The sequence below is a fragment of the Acinetobacter sp. IK31 genome, from assembly GCF_035615195.1.
Taxonomy (GTDB): Bacteria; Pseudomonadota; Gammaproteobacteria; order Pseudomonadales; family Moraxellaceae; genus Acinetobacter; species Acinetobacter calcoaceticus_C.
Genome location: NZ_JANBOB010000033.1, coordinates 355,529 through 375,678, shown reverse-complemented (window position 1 = coordinate 375,678; position 20,150 = coordinate 355,529). Strand labels below are relative to the sequence as shown.

Annotated in this window: 17 protein-coding genes and 2 pseudogenes; 11 read left to right on the top strand and 8 right to left on the bottom strand. The window is 36.6% G+C overall.

Annotated features, from left to right (window positions below):
• Window position 1 precedes the first annotated feature (1 nt).
• A complete protein-coding gene (locus MSG66_RS18635; protein WP_133972962.1) occupies window positions 2-1,126 on the top strand; it encodes a YdcF family protein in 1,125 nt (374 codons plus the stop codon).
• The gene (locus tag MSG66_RS18630; RefSeq protein ID WP_005039886.1) at window positions 1,126-2,154 is read left to right on the top strand and encodes an alpha/beta hydrolase; all 1,029 of its coding nucleotides are present in this window, start codon (window positions 1,126-1,128) and stop codon (window positions 2,152-2,154) included. Before MSG66_RS18635 ends, MSG66_RS18630 begins: the two co-directional genes overlap by 1 nt.
• A 59-nt stretch (window positions 2,155-2,213) precedes the next feature.
• Here MSG66_RS18630 and MSG66_RS18625 read toward each other — a convergent pair whose 3' ends face one another.
• The 3 genes from MSG66_RS18625 to MSG66_RS18615 form a co-directional block, all read right to left on the bottom strand.
• The gene (locus MSG66_RS18625; protein ID WP_324654873.1) at window positions 2,214-2,717 is read right to left on the bottom strand and encodes a hypothetical protein; all 504 of its coding nucleotides are present in this window, start codon (window positions 2,715-2,717) and stop codon (window positions 2,214-2,216) included.
• A gap of 62 nt (window positions 2,718-2,779) precedes the next feature.
• Window positions 2,780-3,835, bottom strand: coding sequence for a linear amide C-N hydrolase (locus MSG66_RS18620; protein ID WP_324654872.1), 1,056 nt, complete (start codon window positions 3,833-3,835; stop codon window positions 2,780-2,782).
• A 211-nt stretch (window positions 3,836-4,046) separates the two neighbouring features.
• On the bottom strand, window positions 4,047-5,720 hold the full coding sequence (locus MSG66_RS18615) for an FMN-binding glutamate synthase family protein (RefSeq protein ID WP_003652279.1): 1,674 nt from the start codon (window positions 5,718-5,720) through the stop codon (window positions 4,047-4,049).
• 460 nt (window positions 5,721-6,180) lie between these two features.
• Here MSG66_RS18615 and MSG66_RS18610 point away from each other — a divergent pair.
• The 6 genes and pseudogenes from MSG66_RS18610 to MSG66_RS18585 form a co-directional block, all read left to right on the top strand.
• Window positions 6,181-6,611: pseudogene (locus MSG66_RS18610) on the top strand (hypothetical protein).
• 534 nt (window positions 6,612-7,145) lie between these two features.
• Entirely contained in the window at window positions 7,146-7,676 is a 531-nt protein-coding gene (locus MSG66_RS18605; protein WP_202741797.1) for a spore coat U domain-containing protein, read from the top strand.
• A gap of 83 nt (window positions 7,677-7,759) precedes the next feature.
• On the top strand, window positions 7,760-8,467 hold the full coding sequence (locus tag MSG66_RS18600; RefSeq protein WP_262472245.1) for a molecular chaperone: 708 nt from the start codon (window positions 7,760-7,762) through the stop codon (window positions 8,465-8,467).
• 40 nt (window positions 8,468-8,507) lie between these two features.
• Window positions 8,508-10,916, top strand: coding sequence for a fimbria/pilus outer membrane usher protein (locus tag MSG66_RS18595; RefSeq protein WP_324654887.1), 2,409 nt, complete (start codon window positions 8,508-8,510; stop codon window positions 10,914-10,916).
• The gene (locus MSG66_RS18590; protein ID WP_420714269.1) at window positions 10,907-11,935 is read left to right on the top strand and encodes a spore coat U domain-containing protein; all 1,029 of its coding nucleotides are present in this window, start codon (window positions 10,907-10,909) and stop codon (window positions 11,933-11,935) included. Before MSG66_RS18595 ends, MSG66_RS18590 begins: the two co-directional genes overlap by 10 nt.
• Before the next feature lie 484 nt (window positions 11,936-12,419).
• Window positions 12,420-12,762: pseudogene (locus tag MSG66_RS18585) on the top strand (putative peptidoglycan-binding domain-containing protein); the annotation flags it as partial.
• A 138-nt stretch (window positions 12,763-12,900) separates the two neighbouring features.
• Here MSG66_RS18585 and MSG66_RS18580 read toward each other — a convergent pair.
• Complete coding sequence (locus MSG66_RS18580) at window positions 12,901-13,302, bottom strand: DoxX family protein (RefSeq protein ID WP_262472243.1); 402 nt, start codon at window positions 13,300-13,302, stop codon at window positions 12,901-12,903.
• 109 nt (window positions 13,303-13,411) lie between these two features.
• Here MSG66_RS18580 and MSG66_RS18575 point away from each other — a divergent pair, with 109 nt between their 5' ends.
• From MSG66_RS18575 to MSG66_RS18565, 3 genes are all read left to right on the top strand, one after another.
• Window positions 13,412-14,026 carry a TetR/AcrR family transcriptional regulator gene (locus MSG66_RS18575; RefSeq protein WP_324654871.1) on the top strand — a complete coding sequence of 205 codons (615 nt, stop codon included), beginning with the start codon at window positions 13,412-13,414 and terminating at the stop codon, window positions 14,024-14,026.
• Window positions 14,027-14,291: 265 nt separating this feature from the next.
• Entirely contained in the window at window positions 14,292-15,455 is a 1,164-nt protein-coding gene (locus MSG66_RS18570; protein WP_324654870.1) for an MFS transporter, read from the top strand.
• Window positions 15,456-15,610: 155 nt separating this feature from the next.
• Entirely contained in the window at window positions 15,611-16,114 is a 504-nt protein-coding gene (locus tag MSG66_RS18565; RefSeq protein WP_003652266.1) for a hypothetical protein, read from the top strand.
• A gap of 47 nt (window positions 16,115-16,161) precedes the next feature.
• Here MSG66_RS18565 and accC read toward each other — a convergent pair whose 3' ends face one another.
• The 4 genes from accC to MSG66_RS18545 all read right to left on the bottom strand — a co-directional run bounded on the left by accC (window position 16,162) and on the right by MSG66_RS18545 (window position 20,003).
• On the bottom strand, window positions 16,162-17,532 hold the full coding sequence (gene accC, locus MSG66_RS18560) for an acetyl-CoA carboxylase biotin carboxylase subunit (RefSeq protein WP_133972983.1): 1,371 nt from the start codon (window positions 17,530-17,532) through the stop codon (window positions 16,162-16,164).
• Between the two features lie 17 nt (window positions 17,533-17,549).
• Window positions 17,550-17,969 carry an acetyl-CoA carboxylase biotin carboxyl carrier protein gene (gene accB, locus MSG66_RS18555; RefSeq protein ID WP_042893985.1) on the bottom strand — a complete coding sequence of 140 codons (420 nt, stop codon included), beginning with the start codon at window positions 17,967-17,969 and terminating at the stop codon, window positions 17,550-17,552.
• 17 nt (window positions 17,970-17,986) lie between these two features.
• Window positions 17,987-18,442 carry a type II 3-dehydroquinate dehydratase gene (aroQ, locus tag MSG66_RS18550; RefSeq protein ID WP_004791768.1) on the bottom strand — a complete coding sequence of 152 codons (456 nt, stop codon included), beginning with the start codon at window positions 18,440-18,442 and terminating at the stop codon, window positions 17,987-17,989.
• A 235-nt stretch (window positions 18,443-18,677) separates the two neighbouring features.
• The gene (locus MSG66_RS18545; protein ID WP_133972985.1) at window positions 18,678-20,003 is read right to left on the bottom strand and encodes a Y-family DNA polymerase; all 1,326 of its coding nucleotides are present in this window, start codon (window positions 20,001-20,003) and stop codon (window positions 18,678-18,680) included.
• Window positions 20,004-20,150: the final 147 nt, after the last annotated feature.

The window sequence follows — 20,150 nt, the reverse complement described above, 5'->3', positions numbered from 1 at the left end:
TATGCCACAAGTACACTTAATGGTACGTTTAGTACAAGTAGTCACCGCGCTATTTTTACTATTAGGCTGTTTCGTGGTTTTTTTATATTCGCCGTTTTATTCAAAATTAATTGTAGCTGGACTTAATTATTTTGTACCGGTTGATGTTAATCAAGTCGCCGCTGAAAGCCAGAGACAGGCTGCATTAAGTGAGCATGACAATTTAGAACCTGGTTCAAATTTATGGATTGCTCGTCAAGCATATTTAAAGCTGACTGAAAAAGCATTACGTGAAAAAAAGACAACTGATCTGACCTATATTCAAGAGAACTATAAAGCCTTGCAGCAAATTATTCTCTTAGAAGAAAAGGAACAAGATTTAGAGAAGGAAACAGCAACTGTAACTGTTCCTTTGGTCGTAAAAAAATCAGAAATTGATGCTGCAGATGAAGCAAGTAGCCCAGTTGACAAGTCATTTTTGATTAATAGCTCTGAAAATAAGGCACTTACAGAACAATATACAGAGTTCTTGGCAAGAAAGCCTGAAGTACCAGAGCATCAACAAGCTGTTAGTGAGCCTGAACAGAAAATTGAGTATGTCCGTAAAAACCCGATACCTATCCAGCCTAAAAAATTATCAGAACCTTATGCAATTGTTGTATTGGGTGGCGGATTAACCTTAGATAAAAATGGAAAAGATATTGTAGTTAATGGTTATACACGCTTGAGACTGGAAAAAACCTTAGAAGTTGAAAAACAAAATCAGCTTCCTATTGTACTGAGTGGTGTTGAAGCCCCTTATATGCAAACTTGGTTAAAAGAGCGTGGTGTTGATGCAAAATTACTAGAAAATCGAAGTATGAATACCTGTGAAAATACACGATTTAGTTCTTTATTGCTTCAGAAAAAAGGTGGAGCACCGACGGTTATGTTGGTTACAGATGAATACCATATGCCACGTACACGTCGACTATTTGCTTTAAATGGTATAGAAACGATTCCTGTTGTAGCTCCGATGCCAACACCACTTACACGCTGGCAACCAAGTGTACAAAATTACGATCATAGTCGCCGTGCGAATTATGAATTACTTGCGACAATTCGCGACATGTTGTTTGGTTCAAGCGATTGTCGAGAGGTACCTTAATGTCAGATATCCCGTTTCTCAATCCTGCTGTATTAAAACAATTAGATTTACCGGTCCCGAACCGTGATCTCACACCACAGGTTTTAAGTCCACTTAATTTAAATACACTAGAAGAACCATCTCGAGATTTACTGGCCTATCGCAAGTTGTATGGTTTACATTTACTTGAATGTGACCATTGGCAGGGCTATGTTCAAATGCCATTATTTCGCTTACATGTGCAGGTTTTCAAACCTAAAATAGACAAAATACAAGGTACTGTCTGTTTATTACATGGTTATCTTGAGCATAGTGGTATTTATCAGCCCATCATTCGAGAAATTCTTGAACAAGGTTTCAGTGTAATTACCTATGACTTACCTGGTCATGGCCTCAGTAATGGTTCACCAGCAAGTATTCAAAATTTTGACCACTACCAACAAGTTTTGATGGCTGTTTATCAATATGTGAAACATGCAGATCAGTTGCCTAAACCTTGGGTGGGAATTGGACAAAGCACGGGCGGGGCAATTTGGATGCATCATTTATTAGAATATGCTGAAAAACGCCAAGATCCGATTGTAGATAGAGTCTTATTACTTTCTCCTTTGATTCGTCCTGCAAAAACAGCATGGTGGCATAATCCAGTTGGATTGGGCATTATTCGCCGTATTAAGCGTCAAGTACCAAGGCACTTTAGACGCAATAATCATAATCCTGAATTTTTGCGTTTTATTCGTTTAAAAGATCCGTTGCAGCCTCGAATGATGGGAATGGACTGGATTTTGGCAATGTCAAAATGGATGCAAGAAATGGAAGAGCGGCCTGCTTGCCGTATTCCTGTCTGGCTTGCTCAAGGTGCTCTTGATCAGACGGTTGATTGGCGTTACAACATCGAATTTATTCGTCGTAAATTTAGGCTTCAAACGCTATTAATGCTTGAAGAAGGTTCACATCAATTAATTAATGAACGTGCAGATATACGTGCAGCTTTAACAGGGTTGATTCCGGCCTTTTTACATGCGAAGCCAAAGCATTTTTATTATTAAAAAAAATAATGCATCTATCCAATAATTCTGGATAGATGCATGACTTAATCTTTGTCGCTTTATTTTGAATTTTGATAAAGCTGCATAAAGTTTTTATAAACTGAAGATTGTTTTTGTGGACTATACATATTGCGTTCAATCGTTCCTTTATCTGTTTTGATTAAAACGTTTACATTTTGAGCATCTTTAAACTCTTGCAAGAATTTGCTTGGAATAATAAAGAATGTAGTTGAATGTTTAGGAACTAATCGGCTTACATTCGCTTTTTCAGTGGCTTGAGCGGGTTGATAATTAAATCGTTTCCCATCGATATCAAATATTAACTCGTTAATATCATAAAAGTTATAACTACTACTTAAATGAACATCTACGCGAAGCTGATCTTTTTGATTCTCGTTCCATTTAACGAGCAAGCTAGGACATAATTCAGTTGGTAAACAGTTGAGTTGACCAGCTGTCTTTACTACTGTAGGAGCGGTTGCTTTATCTGTACCAATTTGTGTGGTGCTACAAGCCGTTGTCAGTAGACAAGAACTCAATAAGAGTAGAGATTTCTTCATCATATAAATTCCAAGACAGTATGTTTAATATTATTTATGTTAATGCCAATAAATTTTGGCATAAATTAACGAGTAGTTGGGCTTAAAAATAAAAAAGGTTTGGCAACTTTAAAGGAAGAAGTAGCATCACCTGCATAGATATGACTTTGATCGGGCCCTAAATCAAGTCTACGTGTTTTACCATCTTTAAAGTTAATCTTTTTTAAGTCGATCCAAAATACATTTGGGGATAGGGCAGATTCGAAAAAATAGAGCATCTGTTTATGATCGGCTACAGTTCGCCAACGAGTCGAAGAGATATTAGGTTCTTCTTGAGTATTTAGCCCATAGGGAACAGATGCATTTCGAATCACACTAAATACAGAGGCTTGAGCCTGTTTACTATCATCATTTTTAGGAATTGCATTAATATAAAATGATGCGCGTGCAAAGCGATCAGATGCTCGGTTTGTACCAGGAAGCATGATCGTTCCACCAATTTGTTTCCAATATTCGGCAAGTGCGAGTTGCTTATCGAAAGTAGGTGAGTTAGTCATGACTTGATAGTTACGACTATGGTGAATAGTCTGCTTTCCGTCAATATATTCAATAATTGCGCTATCACCTGTTTTGTCAGAAATAGATAAATGCAGAGTAGTAAGCCTTGATTCGCCTGGAACATTGTCGGTAACAATGGTGTAAGGTTCTTTTTCTAAGGCTTTGACAGCCTCATCTACAGTTGCAAAATTATCGAGTACATATTGTGCCCAAGCAGCAATGCTTAGTAATGGTTTATTAGTTTTTTTTACATCTGGATATTGAGATTCTACTAACCATAAAATATTGGCAACCAATCCAGCTTCATTCATGCCATCTGTTGTGGAAACTTCATAACCTGTAGCAATCACACTTCCATATTTAGATGTCCATTTTATTGAATTGGAGCCTGCACTACCATCACGGGTAACCCCGCTTGGCATAATCCATAAATTTGTACCCGTATCAACTTTCCAGTCCATCGAACGAGCCGTAATAATATGTTGATTATTACCTAAATATACAGCACGTGTACAAGCAACAGCATAGCTACTTAAGCCTACCGCCAGTGCAACAAAAGAAGAGATGAATGTTTTTTTCAACATGATGGAATACCTTCTTGTTATAAGCATTAAAAATTTTTTATTAAATAAAATTAAAATATGTACGTTATTTATACTTTTATATTAGGTGAAAAATCTATTAAATACAAATCAAAAGGAGAACAAAATTTAATCAAAAAATCACAAATTAGTTTTAAAGATGGAAGAGCATCACACTATAAATGTAATGCTCAAATGATAGGATTAATATAAATTAGAAATGATTAGCATCAGCCATATTCCACATCCGATAATAAAAATTATCATCGTCATTATTAAGTTCAGATTGTAAAAGTTCACCTTCTTTTAAGAAAAAATGCAGTTGAGCATAGTTCTTAATTTCGCGGTCATTTACTCGCTGAGCCAAATGGTGGGCTTTAATATCTGAAGGATGACGTAAACCAGCTGCCGCAATCATTTCTGATAACGCATGCAATGTATTTTTATGAAAATTAAATACTCGTTCTGATTTGGTCGGTACATCAATTGCTTTTTGACGGTCTTTATCTTGGGTTGCAACACCTACAGGGCATTGGTTAGTGTGACAGCTTTGTGCCTGAATACATCCAACAGCAAACATGAAACCACGTGCTGAGTTAACCCAATCTGCACCTAGTGCAAAAGTACTGGCAATATCGAAAGCACTAATGATTTTACCACTAGCACCAATCTTAACTTGATCTCTTAGCCCTGCACCGACAAGTGTGTTATGGACAAAGCGTAAGCCTTCACGTAATGGTGTACCAATATTATCGCTAAACTCAATTGGTGCTGCACCTGTACCACCTTCAGAACCATCAACCACAATAAAGTCAGGAACAATTTTTGTTTCGAGCATTGCTTTAACAATACTCATAAATTGCCAAGGTTGACCAATACACAGTTTAAAACCAACTGGTTTACCACCAGATAATGTACGCAATTTCTGTAAGAAATGCATCATTTCAATTGGGGTAGAAAAACTAGAATGCTTTGCAGGAGAAATACAGTCATGATCGCGAGAAACGCCGCGGATTTCGGCAATTTCTGCGGTGATTTTATGTTTAGGTAAAATACCACCATGGCCTGGTTTTGCACCTTGGGAAAGCTTCAGCTCAATCATCTTGATTTGTGGTAATTGGGATTGTTTGGCAAACTTTTGCTCATCAAATTTCCCATCTACGGTACGGCACCCAAAATAACCACTGGCAATTTGCCAAACAATATCACCGCCATTTTCTAGATGATAAGGGCTTAAACTACCTTCGCCAGTATCATGATAAAACCCACCTAACTGCGCACCTTTATTTAATGCGCGGATTGCATTTGCACTTAAACTACCAAAGCTCATGGCAGAAATGTTCATGATTGATGCGCTATAAGGTTGAAGGCATTGTGCATTACCAACCTGAATACGAAAGCTCTTTGGATCTGCTGGCGGGCAAGGGCTTATTGAGTGGACAATAAAGCGATAGTTTTCTTGATAAACGTCAATGATTGAACCAAAAGGCTTATCTGCATTTTCATTCTTAGCGCGTTGATAAACTAGACTTCTTTGCATACGCGAAAAAGGTAGGGCATCTTGATCCGCTTCAATAAAGTATTGACGAATTTCTGGGCGTATATCTTCAAACAAAAAACGGAAATGCCCCATAATTGGGTAGTTTCTTAAAATTGAATGTTTATTCTGCAAAACATCATAAAGGCCTAATAAGCTTAGTGCACCCGTGAGTACCCATAAACCGTTAAGTAGAGTATCTGAAATAAAATAATAGATACTATGAGGGGTATATACAGTGCGAAACCATGTAATGCTGAGTGCAGTAAAAATACATAAGAACCAGAGAGAATGGCGTGAAAAAAATGTATTGAGAAATTTATGTCGAATGATTTGTGCTGGACTCGCCATATTGGAACAAATTCCTAATGTTTTACTGGCACATACCTTGCCAAGAAGCGAGTAAAACTACAAGTATGGAATTGTTAGTTTTAGGGGACAAGAAAGAGTACATTTAAAGGCTCGCTTGATTTAAAAATATATTTTTAAATAGAAAGTATTTTGACTATAAATAATATTTAATCTGAAGATTTTAGCATTAAGATAAATTATAAAATTAATGGATTTTATAAATGTTTAGTTGTACTGAAAAATATATTTTGTTAAATTAATTTATAAAAAACTATATAACTAAATGTAAATTTAGATTTATTTAAAAATAAGAGAATTATTTGAATGTTATTTTGTGTTTTGGAATACTTAATATTGTGCTATTTAATTGTTGTTTGCTAATATAAATAAATTGAAATAATATTTTTTAATAGACATTACTACAACTATATAAGATTCTAAAAATTATTTAAGGACTGAAATGAATTGGAATTTATTAATATGCTTTATTCTTCTAACGGGAGTCTTTTTCTTAACTTTAATGTTCTATTTAGGTTTTGATTTAGATACTTTTAAAAAAGTCGTTCTAATACAAAGTTTGTTAGTAGCTACGGCTATCATCTTTGACTCTATGGAACGAAAGGATAATCCTATCTTTCCAGGATATATCATTTATCCCTTACTGGGTATTTTATTGTTTTAGGGGTTACGCCTATTCTAGATTTTTTTGCTGAGAGACCTAAAGGATTTCATAGTTGGGATATTAGGAATATGTTTGTGATCAACTCTGGCAGTGCAGACTATCATTTTAGGAAACTGGCTTGGTATGGCAAAGCCTATATACAATTAGGTTTTGCTATGGTGGGTGGATTTCTCGGCCTGTTTTTTCATTTAATTTTTAGAAATAGTTAAGCTAATGCTACCTTCTTATGGTAGGTGAAAAGTTGTTTTAATTACTGAAAATTCTTAAAAAATCCTAGAACTGTTATAAGTTACTTAGATTTCTTATTCATAAAATATTGTTTTCTTATTCATTTAAAATATATAGAACAATCAGTAGTTTACTTTTTATTCTTGTTTTTTTGACCAAAGGTTAAAAAATTATAAATTACTAAAAGTGATGGTAAATTTTAACTAATGAAAAGCTATAATTTTTTTAGTAAAACTAATAAAAACTGAATAAAAGTATCGAAAATTTATATAAAAAGTGTAATAAACCATAAAAATTTTTCTAATTGAGAAATTCATCAGAAGTTGAACTATTAATTGATATTTAAAATGAAACTTATGTTAGTGTTTTTGTTGTTTTTTTGTATTATGCGCGGTCAGTAGAGTAAAAAAATAATGCTTTGAAAAAACAATCAGAAAAGCTAGTGATTGTGTTGGGGAAGGCTAGTTTTTACATCTATTAATTTTATTGGCGTAATGTAAAAAAGGTTTTTAACCATGAAAAAGTCTCTCATTTGTTTATCAGCAATTGCTATGGGTTTAATGTCTATCAATGCCGCAAATGCTGCAACTGCAACAGGCACCTTGACTGTTAAAGCAACAATTACGAATAGTTGTGTATTGAATACTTCAGCTACAGGTACAACAGCAAATGCAGTTTTAGATTTCGGTACTTTAAGTTCTCTTGCTAGCAACGTGGATGCAGACACCACAACAACGGGTGGTACTGCAATTAAAGTTTTATGTAACAACACTGTGCCATGGACTTTGGCTTTTGATGCTGGCAAAAATGCTCAAACGACTCAACGTCGTATGATTGGTGGCGCAACAAGCAACGAATATATCCCTTACAACCTCTTCTCTGACACTAATCGTGCAACAGCGATTGGTATTGCAACAACTGCATATAGCGGTACTGGTACTGGTGCGCCACAAGCAGTTAACGTATATGGCCGTATCCCTGCTGGGACGACTTTACCAAGCGCAGGTAGCTATGTTGACACCGTAACTGTAACAGTGACTTATTAATTTTTAATAAGTTTTATTGTGTCATTGCTAGCTCTTGATTGAGAGAGCTAGCCTAATTTGAGAAAAGTAGTTCTGGGCAAATCATGAGAAAAAATATCTTTGTTATTACAAGTTTATTGTTATTTTTGCCTAGTATGCTGAACGCTGCATCAATTCGTCTTTCGCCTGTAAGTGTTGAAATATTAAATGATCAATCGGCGTCCTCAATTAGCCTATATAACCAGTCAAATGAAAGCACTGATTTGCAGGTACGTGTATTTGAATGGCGCCAAAATGCTGGGCAAGATCAACTCATACCTACAGATGAGATTGCGGTTAGCCCCCCGTTTTTAAAATTACAACCTAATGATTCTTATAACTTACGTGTAGTTAGAATTAATCCAGCACCAGTTTCTGGTGAGCAAACATACCGTATTATTATTGATGAACTACCGAAACCGATTGATAACCGTAAAGCTGATCAAGGGATTAACGTACTACTACGTTCGTCATTGCCTTTATTTGTCGTAAATAAAGATGCAATTACTAAACTTACGTGGTCAATACAACAAGAACAAAATAATTCTTCTCTTATGATTAGCAATGTTGGCAATCGACACGCACTTTTAAATAATTTAACACTTGTTGATGTAACAGAAAATAAAAGCTATGCCATTAAAGTAAATACGGTGAATGGTTATATTCTTGCTGGCAAAGCAAAAAATTTTAATATTAGCCCTGATTTTAAATTTCAAGCGGATCATAAATATAATATTTCATTGAATATTAACGGTAAGCAAACATCTCTTTAAAGAGGCACATATGAAATATCTCGTAAGTGCCTTATGTGTTATGTACTTGCCGATTCATGCTTTTGCTGAATCATTGCAAGATAACACCAATATTGCTTTACCAAGTATTCCGGAAGTTACAAGCTCTTCTCATCAGGTGTTTAGTTCTGATAAGGCATATACACAGCTTTTCTTAAAGATTTCTATTAACTCGGATATTTCAACAGATTTAATATCGGTACGCCAAGATCAAGATGGAAAGCTATATATTCGTGCTCGTGACTTAAAAGTTTTAAGGGTAAAAATGGATGAACACACTCCAGATAGCCAATGGGTGTGTATTAATGAGCTAAAAGGAATCCAGTTTAGATATCTAGAGAATGAACAATCTCTAAACTTACAAGTTCCTTCAAGCATGTTGACGGATTATTCAGTTGACTTAAATGGCCAGCAGATTACCAGTCCTCATTTACTAAAAATGAAGCCCTTAAACGCAGCCATTTTTAACTATAGCCTGTATCATACCTTGACCAATGACGAGAATGTTTTCTCCGGTTCGGCAGAGGGGATTTTTAACAGTGCAATTGGTAACTTTTCATCAGGGGTTTTATACAACGGCAGTAATGAAACTAGTTATAGCCATGAAAAGTGGGTACGTCTGGAAAGTAAGTGGCAGTATGTAGACCCTGAAAAGATCAGAATATATACCTTAGGAGACTTTATTTCCAATGGTTCGGATTGGGGAAATAGCGTACGTCTGGCAGGTTTCCAGTGGTCGAGTGCTTATACCCAACGTGGTGATATTGTCACTTCGGCATTACCACAATTTTCCGGTTCGGCTGCACTGCCTTCAACATTAGATTTATATGTTAACCAGCAAAAGATTTATTCAGGACTTGTGCCTTCAGGCCCGTTTGACGTTAAGCAGCTCCCGTTTATTTCGGGTAATGAAGTCACGCTTGTGACCACCGATGCAACGGGGCAACAGAGCATTACCAAACAGGCTTACTATTTTTCATCTAAAATTTTAGCCAAAGGCATTAATGAATTTTCAGTAGATGTCGGGGTGCCACGCTATAACTATGGGCTGTATTCAAACGATTATGATGATGCCACCTTTGCTTCGGGTGCGATTCGATACGGTTACAGCAACTCACTGACCTTAAGCGGTGCTGCAGAGGCTTCAACAGATGGTTTGTCGAACCTCGGGACGGGTTTTGCCAAGAACCTGTTTGGTTTTGGGGTAATTAATGCCGACATTGCGGCGAGCCAGTATAAAGATGAAAACGGTTATTCTGCCTTGGTTGGTTTAGAGGGACGGATTAGTAAGAATATTTCATTTAATACCAGTTACCGCAAAGTATTCGATAATTACTTTGACCTTGCCCGTGTGTCTCAAATTCGATATTTAAAAGCCAACCAGATTACTTCTCAGCCACAGAACTATCTGAGCTACAGTGCGCTGGCAGATGAGATTTTTAGGGCTGGGATTAACTATAATTTTTATGCAGGCTATGGGGCTTATTTGGGCTATAACCAGATCAAATTTAGCGACAACTCTTATAAGTTATTGTCTGCCAATTTAAGCGGAAGCCTGAACAAGAACTGGGGATTTTATACCTCAGCGTATAAAGATTATGAAAACCACAAAGACTATGGCATTTACTTTGCACTGCGTTATACACCGTCTACTAGAATCAATGCGATTACGAGTGTATCTAGTGAAAGTGGAAAAACAACGTATAGACAAGAAATAAATGGATTTAGTGACCCACAAATCGGTGCATTTGGATGGGGAGGTTATGTTGAGCGCGATCAGGATGCCAATCAAAACAATGCATCGGTGTATGCTTCTTACCGTGCCCGTGCTGCTTACCTGACAGGTCGATATAACCGAATTGGGGAAAACGACCAAGTTGCAGTTTCAGCGACAGGATCGTTGGTTGCGGCAGCAGGACGGATTTTTGCGGCCAATGAAATTGGAGACGGCTACGCGGTCGTGACTAATGCTGGACCGCAAAGCCAAATTCTAAATGGTGGAGTCAATTTAGGAGCGACTGATCGAACTGGTCGATTCTTAATTTCAAATTTAAGACCCTATCAGCTTCATCATATCTATCTTGATCCATCATATTTACCTTTAGAATGGGATGTTACATCAACTAACCAAACAGCATTTGTAGGTTATCGCCAAGGCACTCTGGTTGACTTTGGTGCTCATCAAGTCATTTCTGGACTGGTAAAACTTGTTGATCAGAACAACTCATCTTTATTGCCGGGTTATACAGTTCGAATTAATGGCCAAGAAGATGGAGTACTGGGTTACGACGGTGAAGTATTTATTCCAAATCTATTAAAACAAAACAAACTTGAAGTCGATCTTCTGGATCATGGTTCATGCCAAGTTAATTTTGCGTATGAAAATAATCAATACAGTGCTAAAAAATTGGGGCCTTATGTATGTCAATAACTACTGCGAGCCATAGTTTTTGGATGAATAGTAAAAAGTTTTCATTGGCCATAAAGTATATTTTAGCACCTGTTCTGTTTTTTATATTATATGCATTTTTTAGCTCTGCACATGCGGCTTGTACGGTAACCGGAACCACTAATAGTACGTATACCTATACGGCCGCCACAATTAATAGTGATGCAAACATCAATTTTTCCGGCACGATTAGCTGCCTTGGGGGGCGTACTACTCCTGAAATTTCAGCTTATATGTGTATGAAAACCGTATTTACCGGCACCACAAATGCTAATAATAGCGTTTCATTGCCTTATACGGTTACTGCAACTGTAGGCGGCGCAGGCTCTTCTAACACAAATCAGACCTCTAATGTTTGGTATGGACCAATGAGAACAGTCGCTTCAAATAATATTATTAGTTACTCTGTAAATGTAAAAGTTCCAGCCCGCACTGGTTCTCTTATTGCGTACCCTAAAGGTACATATACTGGTACGGTTCAGCTTTTCTGGGATATGCAGGCAAGCTCTGGCACTGTTTGTGAAGGAAATAGTGGAGGCGGGTGGGACTCAGGTAATGCCACTATAACTGCTAATTATGTTATGCCAAGTTTGTGTCAATTAGATTCAACTTCAAATGTAGATTTCGGCAATATTAATGATATTGGCACAGCCACTCGTGATTACACAGCACAAGGCGCAGTGAATACGACTTGTAACAATGGAACACCATATAGCATTTATTTGGGGGATGGAAATAACCGTATTGTTGGCAGTTTTAGACGTATGACAAATGGTAGTAGTCAATACATTCCTTATCAGCTATATCAGAACTCGACTTATAGTACGGTATGGAACACAACTGGTGGTGTAACCGCAATTGGAGGCGCTGGGGGCGTATCTAAGACGGGATCGGGGAATGCTCAAAGTACAAATGTCTATGGAAAAATTCCGCAGGGTACAACTATTTCAACGACTCCAGGTAACTACTCAGACACTATAGTTGTTACAGTCACTTATTAATGATCTGTTGGAATTTGATATTGAGTAAGTTTCTGGAGTTGGATTGGTAATGCAAATACCCAAGAGTTTTAGATTTAATATTTAAGCTAAGCTTAATTTGAACATTTAAAGAAAAGATAGATGTAAAAAGGTGATTAACGGTAATGTTGTTTTAGAATAAGTAAAAACAGAAAAAGACAAATTAAAAAAATAAGAAAAAACATCTGATGAATAAATACCTTATGAATATTAAATGTATTTTTACACAAGTTAACACATTGTACAAATTAAATTACAGTTCTCTTATCTTTATTTAATCTTTCTTATCAATAAAAAAAGATTTTAAGGGCAAAACTGGTTATTAATAAATTATTTATTTGTATTGGAAAACAAAGTGTTAAAATTGTAGGGTTGGGGTGCTTTGATATATACAACTATCTCGAATTTTAACCTATTGAAAATACCAAGGTTTACAACTTGTTCCAACCACTTACAATCCGAACTAGACTCGGTGGATTCTACTTCTTCTGCTATTGCTGAAGAACTTTTAGATACCGATGGGAACTGTGGTACTGGCTTTGTAACACCACTTTTATAACGTGCTTTAAATTTACTGAATAACTAAGGTAAAGCAGGTTGGCGAGATCTTGCAGTAGATGGGATTCATGGATCAGCAACAATAAATGCCCTTAAAGTGTACTTGTCCAAACGTAGTAAAGAGGGTGAAAAGACTCTGGTACGTGTTTAATATCATGCAAGGTCAACGCTATATTGAAATTTGTGAGCATAATCCACGACAAGAACAATTCTTCTATGGCTGGACCGCTGCTAACCGAGTTTCCTTATGAAGGTTCTAGTCTTACTGTGTATTCTGCTTTGAGAATGTACATTTCAAGGTAAAGATAGAGACATGATAAGTAAGTAATGAGTCCTGCGGGAAATAGGACTCATATAATACAGAAGATTTTAATATTTTTTATCTAAACTTATTTCTTGGTGGCTATTGCTGCTAAGAGAAGTCCTCCAGTTAAAGCAATATGTTCTAAAACAATTTGGAAATCTTGAGTTCTCTGTGGTTCAGCTAATTCCCAAAAGGGGTGTCCAACAGGAATACAAAGTAAAGTGAAAACGGCAAGTATTCCTGCACCTAACCATGTAAGTCCTGCAAAATTTGAAATAAGTAGAATTGATCCTACAAGTTGAACAGCTATAGTTGCAAAAGCAAATAATTGAGGAAGCGGTAGATTCGCTCCAATCATTTCATTAACAACAGCATCAAAGTTAAAAACACCAAAAATACCAGCAATTAAAAAAAATGAAGATAAAACTATTCTTCCAATAACTAATGCGTAATTACTTGCTAAAGCATTTTGAATTAAGGATGCCATAAGAAGGTAATTCCTGTTCAGGGTTGATGGTAATGATTGTTACCATCATACTTTTGTATATGGTAATGTCAATAGCCATGGCACGCCTTTTATTTTGTAGGAAAGAATTGTGATAAGTGAAAGTATCAAAACCAAGCAAATTGATAATAAAAATCGCCTTATAATTCAGACAGTAGGTGATATGTTTCTGGAGCATGGTTATTCAAGAGTCTCTATTAATGCAATTATTTCTAAGATAGGCGGATCTAAAAGGGACCTATATGCTCAGTTTGGAGATAAAGAAGGGCTTTTTAGGAGTGTGATTGCTGATGTATGCCAGCAAGTACTTGATCCACTAAAAGCTTTGCCTATAGAAGGTGGTTCTATTGAGCAAGCTCTCACTTCTTTTGGAAGAATATTTTTATCAGTACTTTTATCTTCACGCGTAATTGCTTTACAGAAACTGGTACTTTCCGAAGCGACTCGTTATCCCGAGTTTGCAAAGACATTCGTACAATTAGGCCCAGTTAGCGCATATACTTTAGCCGCAGATCTTTTAATGAGAAGAGCTGAAGTTGGGGAGATAAAAGTTTCAAAACCGAAAGTCATGGGTGCTTTATTTTGCGATATGCTCATCTCAGATCTACAATTCAAAATTATATCTGGTGAAATAGTTTCTGATAGCCAAATAGATGAACGTGTTGAGATGGCGGTTTCAACTTTTCTAAATGGTATAAAAAACTAAAGCTCTCTTTAGAGGGTTTTTATTATTTCTGTCAACAATAATTCATTTACGTTCTAATCGAAATGATAGAATTGCGACGATTAGTAATTTGATGAGTAGTTTCTGCTTAAAAAGCATGCAGTCTACAAATTTTTTTAAATTGATTGGAAATTAAATTTGTAGACTGATTTGTAGATTAGTGAAGTGCAAAATACAGCATATCAGTACAAATGGATGCAACTTTAATTATAATTAACTATTTGAAAATTCAAGATAAAGCAACTTAATGCAACCACTTACAATCCAAACTAGACTCGGCGGATTCTACTTTTTCTATTATTCAATTGTTGGCACTTTCATGCCTTATTGGAACTTATATCTTCAAGATCAGGGGTTTAACTATCAAGAAATTGGTATTTTATCATCAATTGCCATTGTAACGCGTTTTTTTGCGCCTTTAGTTTGGGGGTGGATTGCTGACAAATCTGGTAAAAGAATGCTACTAGTACGTTTGGCGACTTGGATGGAATCATGTATATGGTTGGCTATTTTTATAGTTCCAAATACCTTTCAATCTATTGCTTTACTCATGCTTATTTTTAGCTTCTTTCAAAATGCTATTTTAGCTCAATTTGAAGGAGTTACTTTATTTTGGTTGGGTGATCAAAAAGCTAAACTCTATGGCAAAATTCGTAAGTGGGGATCTGTTGGATTCATTGTAGGCGTTTTCGTTATTGGTGCACTTCTAGAAATAGTACCTATTTCGATGCTTCCGATTTTATTATTAATTATTGCTTCATTGGCATTTATTTGGTCTTTCACAATTCGAGAACCGGATGGTGCACCTACCTCACAAAAGCAGTTGGAGCCTTTACTTCCTGTACTTAAACGCCCGACAGTAGCTGCATTTTTTATAATTGAATTTATTTTACTTTTTTCACATGCACCTTTTTATAGTTTTTATAGTAATTTTCTGAAATCTTTGAATTTTAGTACGACTGAAATTGGATTTTTATGGGCTATGGGTGTTTTTGCAGAAATTTTTATGTTTTCAATTGCTCCAAAGGTTTTTCAACGTTTTTCATGGCGTAGTTTGGTGATTGTATGTTTGCTAGTGACGAGTATACGTTGGATGTTAGTTGCACTATTTTCGCATTACTTTGTTGGTCAAATTTTTGCGCAGTGTTTGCATGCTTTTAGTTTTGGTCTATTTCACTTAATTGCAATGCGAGTTATTTTTCAAAATTTCTCGGCTGGACAACAAGGGCGTGGACAAGCTCTTTACAGCACCATGTGGGGGTTGGGTGTGGCTTTTGGTAGTGTTCTGGCTGGGCATTTTTGGAAAATTTTTTCCGGTGAGCTCATCTTTATGTGTGCCAGCTTGGTTGTGCTCTTAGGTTTATGCTTTGTAATGTGGCTTCCTAAACACATCGATTCTTCAACGGCATAAGCTTGAGATAATGTAAAACAAGGCATTTATATTGAAAAAAGCAAGTAAATATAAAATTGTTTGATGACTTGTTGTAGCACGTTACAGTTGAAAAATATTGTTTTTATATGGTTATGAACCCGTGATTTTGTCAAAAAATATGCTAACTTAACTTCATGCGTTTAATGATTAATAAATCTATGAAAAATATTTATATTATTGGATTATTGTGGGCTTGTTCTGGTTTAGCTGTGGCAGAAACGGCTACTCAACAGCCAGCCGAACAACCCGTTCGGACTGCAAGTAATCCTAATGCTATACGTATTGTTACGCGTCCTGAAATTATGGGATTATGGGGAATGGAAATTCCAAATAATAAGAAATGTGTGGAATATTATAACTTCCGTAGTAGTAATGATGTAGTGATCAAAAGTGGTCAAGAATGGTCATATGGCTTATATGAATATCAACCGTCAGATGATCCTAAAGAGCAGTTAGCTGCTTTGGTCATGCAAATTAAATTTGATAATAATAAAATGGATTGTTCTGGACAGAAACAAGATCAAACAGGTGATGTTTCTCAATATTTTGTACAGTGGAAAAATGATCATACTATTAACTTCTGTTCAACCGCTAAGGGTGAACAGTGTTTTGCGACTTTGCGTAGAGTACTACCATAAAGTAATAGATATAAAAAAAGCCTCTTATTTATAAGAGGCTTTTTTTATTATACAGTTTCAGCTTTCTTCTTTTCTTCCAATTGCTTTAGCAAGTGTTTTTCAAGGTAATGGATGTCCATTGCTTGAGAGCAGAAGCTCTTATCTTGCAAAATAAGATCTTTATGCAGAGGAATATTGGTTTTAATTCCTGTAAGGATCATTTCATCTAAAGCTTGACGCATACGTGCAATTGACGTTTCACGGTCTTTACCATGAGAAATCAATTTGGCAATCATAGAGTCATAGTAAGGTGGAATGCTATATTCTGGATAGATATGAGAGTCTAAACGAATACCAGCACCGCCTGGTGCATAGAAACTTTCGATTTTACCTGGTGAAGGTAAGAAAGTTGTTGGGTCTTCAGCATTGATACGACATTCGATTGCATGTCCTTGAACTTTGATATCTTCTTGTTGAAGTTCTAGTCCTAGGCCGCCTGCAATACGTAGCTGTTGTTCAATAATGTCAACACCAGTCACCATTTCAGTAACAGGGTGCTCTACCTGAACACGAGTGTTCATTTCGATAAAGAAGAATTCACCGTCTTCAAATAAAAATTCAAACGTACCAGCACCGCGATATTGCATTAACTGACATGCATGAACACATGCTTCTAGAATATCAGCTCGAGCTTGTTCTGGTAGATTTGGGGCAGGCGCTTCTTCTAGCACTTTTTGATGACGACGTTGTAATGAACAGTCGCGGTCATATAAATGAATCGCATGACCATTACCATCACCAAGAATTTGAACTTCGACATGGCGAGGTTTCTGTAAAAAACGCTCCATGTAAACTGTATCGTCACCAAACCACATTTCTGCATCGCGTTGTGCTGCTTGAACTGATTCAAGTAGTGTATCTACACGCTCAACAATACGCATACCACGTCCGCCACCACCAGATGCCGCTTTAACAATAAGCGGGAAGCCGATTTCTTTAGCTTCTGCCAAGGCATTGTGGATGGTCACAGCATGGTCGCAACCAGGTACAGTAGGTACACCAGCTTTTTTCATGGCAACAATCGCAGAAACTTTATTCCCCATAAGGCGAATATGTTCTGGGCGAGGGCCAATAAAAGTAAAACCTGAACTTTCTACAATTTCAGCAAATTCAGCATTTTCTGAAAGAAAACCATAGCCGGGATGAATAGCATCGGCACCGGTAATTTCTGCAGCAGTAATAATTGCCGGGATATTTAAATAGCTATCACTACTTGCACCCGGACCAATACATACTGCTTCATCAACAAAACGTAAATGCATCAAGTCCTTATCGGCATCTGAATAGATCCCAACAGTCTTGATTCCTAATGTTTTGCAAGCCCGGGTAATTCGTAAAGCGATTTCACCACGGTTTGCAATTAAAACTTTTTGCAACATAGACGTCCCCGAGGTAATTACGCGCGATAACGGAATAAAGGTTGACCGAATTGGATAACATCACCATTTTTCACTAAAATTTCTTCAACCACGCCACTTTGAGTTGCTTCAATTGGGTTCATGATTTTCATTGCTTCAATAATACCCAAAGTTTCACCAGCAGATACAGTTTGGCCTACTTTAACAAATGGTGCTTCACCTGGGCTTGGAGCAGCGTAGAACACACCAACCATTGGAGAAGGTTCAACTGCTCCACGTGGTGTTTTTGCTACTGGTGCTTCTGCAACAGAAGCTGCCGGAAGTGCTACACCAGCCGCAGCAACGACTGGATTACGGCGAGTTAAAGCGATTGATTGATCACCTTCTTTAACTTCAATCGCTTGCAAGTCAGACTCAATCATTAAATCGATGAGTTTCTTAATTTTGCGGATATCCATGGGCGACTATTCCTAAACTAGTTTGGGTTAGATGGTTGAATTTTTTCAATAGCGTAATCGAGTGCAAAGCTATAGCCTTTTGCACCTAGACCACAAATCACGCCAATTGCTTTATCAGATAAATATGAATGATGTCTGAATGCTTCTCTTGCATGAACATTCGACAAATGTACTTCAATAAATGGAATGGCAACGCCGAGTAGGGCATCGCGTAGGGCAACGGAAGTATGGGTGAGGGCCGCAGGATTAATAATAATAAGTTTTACGCCTTCGGTTTGTGCCTGATGAATACGGTCAACAATGGCACCTTCCCAATTGCTTTGAAAAGTATCTAATGTAATTGAAGCGTTTTGAGCTTGGATAACGAGTTGTTGGTTAATATCACCTAATGTAAGATGACCATATACTTCTGGTTCGCGTTTTCCCAGCAAATTCAAATTCGGTCCATGAATCACCAAAATGGTCGAACTCATTCAGATTGCTCCAGCTCTAAAGTTGCAAATATCCTTTGCAAGATGTCTGCAAAGTTTGCTTATTATGGCATAGGTTTCTACAATTTTTTTATAATTTGTTTTAATTGTCGCAGAAAGGGTATACCAAATTCGGCTTATATATTGTGAATTTTGCGATGATTTAGCAATGTTAAAAAATGACAAAATTTCAAGTAATTTAATGAAGCTTATTTTAAACTGAATTGACAAAAACAGTTCATGTATTTTGTGTAACGGTCATAGAATTCTCTCCAATTAAAAGTAGCTCATTCCATCGGGTTAGATAGTTTTTTGAACGGTGACATTGTTTCATATGCCAAGATGGGCTACGTGAATGATAGCCCACTTGTAAATAGTGACTACCGAATCGATTACGGACTGTACTTAGTGTTTTCATGAGTTGTTGTCTTTGCTGAATCAACTCAAGAGGTTGCCATAAATCATCAATGTGATGTTGACGGGCATGCAAACCACAAAATAAAACTCCAATCTTAATGTATTTTTTATTTTCTTTATATAAAACATCAATTTGTTGCATTGCTGCTTTAGTTATTATGCATAGATCATCTGTTGCATAATTTAAGCCAATCGCTTGAGATGAGGCTTTTTTATAAGGTGATTTATCTATTTTTTCATAAAGCATGACTTGAATGCAGGCACAGAGTTGCTCTTGTTTCATTAAACGGCGGTGAGCACGGTTGAGATGAAAGATAAGCGCTTGTTTAATAATCTCAAGGCTGGATAAAGCTTGAGCAAAACTGCGTGATGCTAAAATTCGTTTTGTTGAAATAGCGGGATCATCAAGTTGAATACAGGATTGGCCTTTTAGCTCACGAATGGTACGTGCCATAACCACAGAAAAAGCTTTTGCTAGATGATGTTCATTGGCAAAAGTTAAGTCTAGGCATGAATAAATTTCATAGCTTCGTAATTGTTTGACCAATTGGTAGCCAACTCCCCAAACTTCTTTGACCGAAGTGTGTTGCATGAGGTCTTCAAGAAGTAAGGGATCTAAGGTGGTAAAATTACAAATCCCATTAAAGCTTTTAATTTTTTTTGCATAGTGATTGGCTAACTTAGCTTGAGTTTTTGAATAGCCGATGCCAATACAGCAAGGTAAGCTTAACCATTTTTCTAAGGTTTTCACGACTTTGGCGCAATAAGAATGGATATCTAGAGATTGAAGATAAGGGGTCAGACGGATAAAGCATTCATCAATAGAATAAGCTTCTAAATCATCAGGGGAAAAAAATTCACCTAAAACTGAAAAAAAGCGACGTGACATTTCGGCATATAAAGTGTAGTTGCTTGAATAGACGTGTACGCCTGCTTGCAGAGCTTCTTTTTCAATTTGATACCATGGGATTGCCATTTTTATACCCAAGTCTTTTGCTTCTTCGCTGCGTGATACAACGCATCCATCGTTATTAGAAAGTACTACAACAGGCAAACCAATAAGTTTGGGGTTGAATAGTCGCTCACAGCTGACATAACAATTATTAATGTCTACAAGCGCATAAATTTCTCGATGTGAGATTTCCATTATGATTTCCCCTTAAAAATATTGGTAAAGCTACATGCATAAATTGAGTTTCACAGACACGATGTTGAAAAGTGTTGGTAGAAAGTTATATTTTGAATATGTAACAAAATCAAGTTAACAAAATTTCTGCTAGAAAGCTAGGGTAGT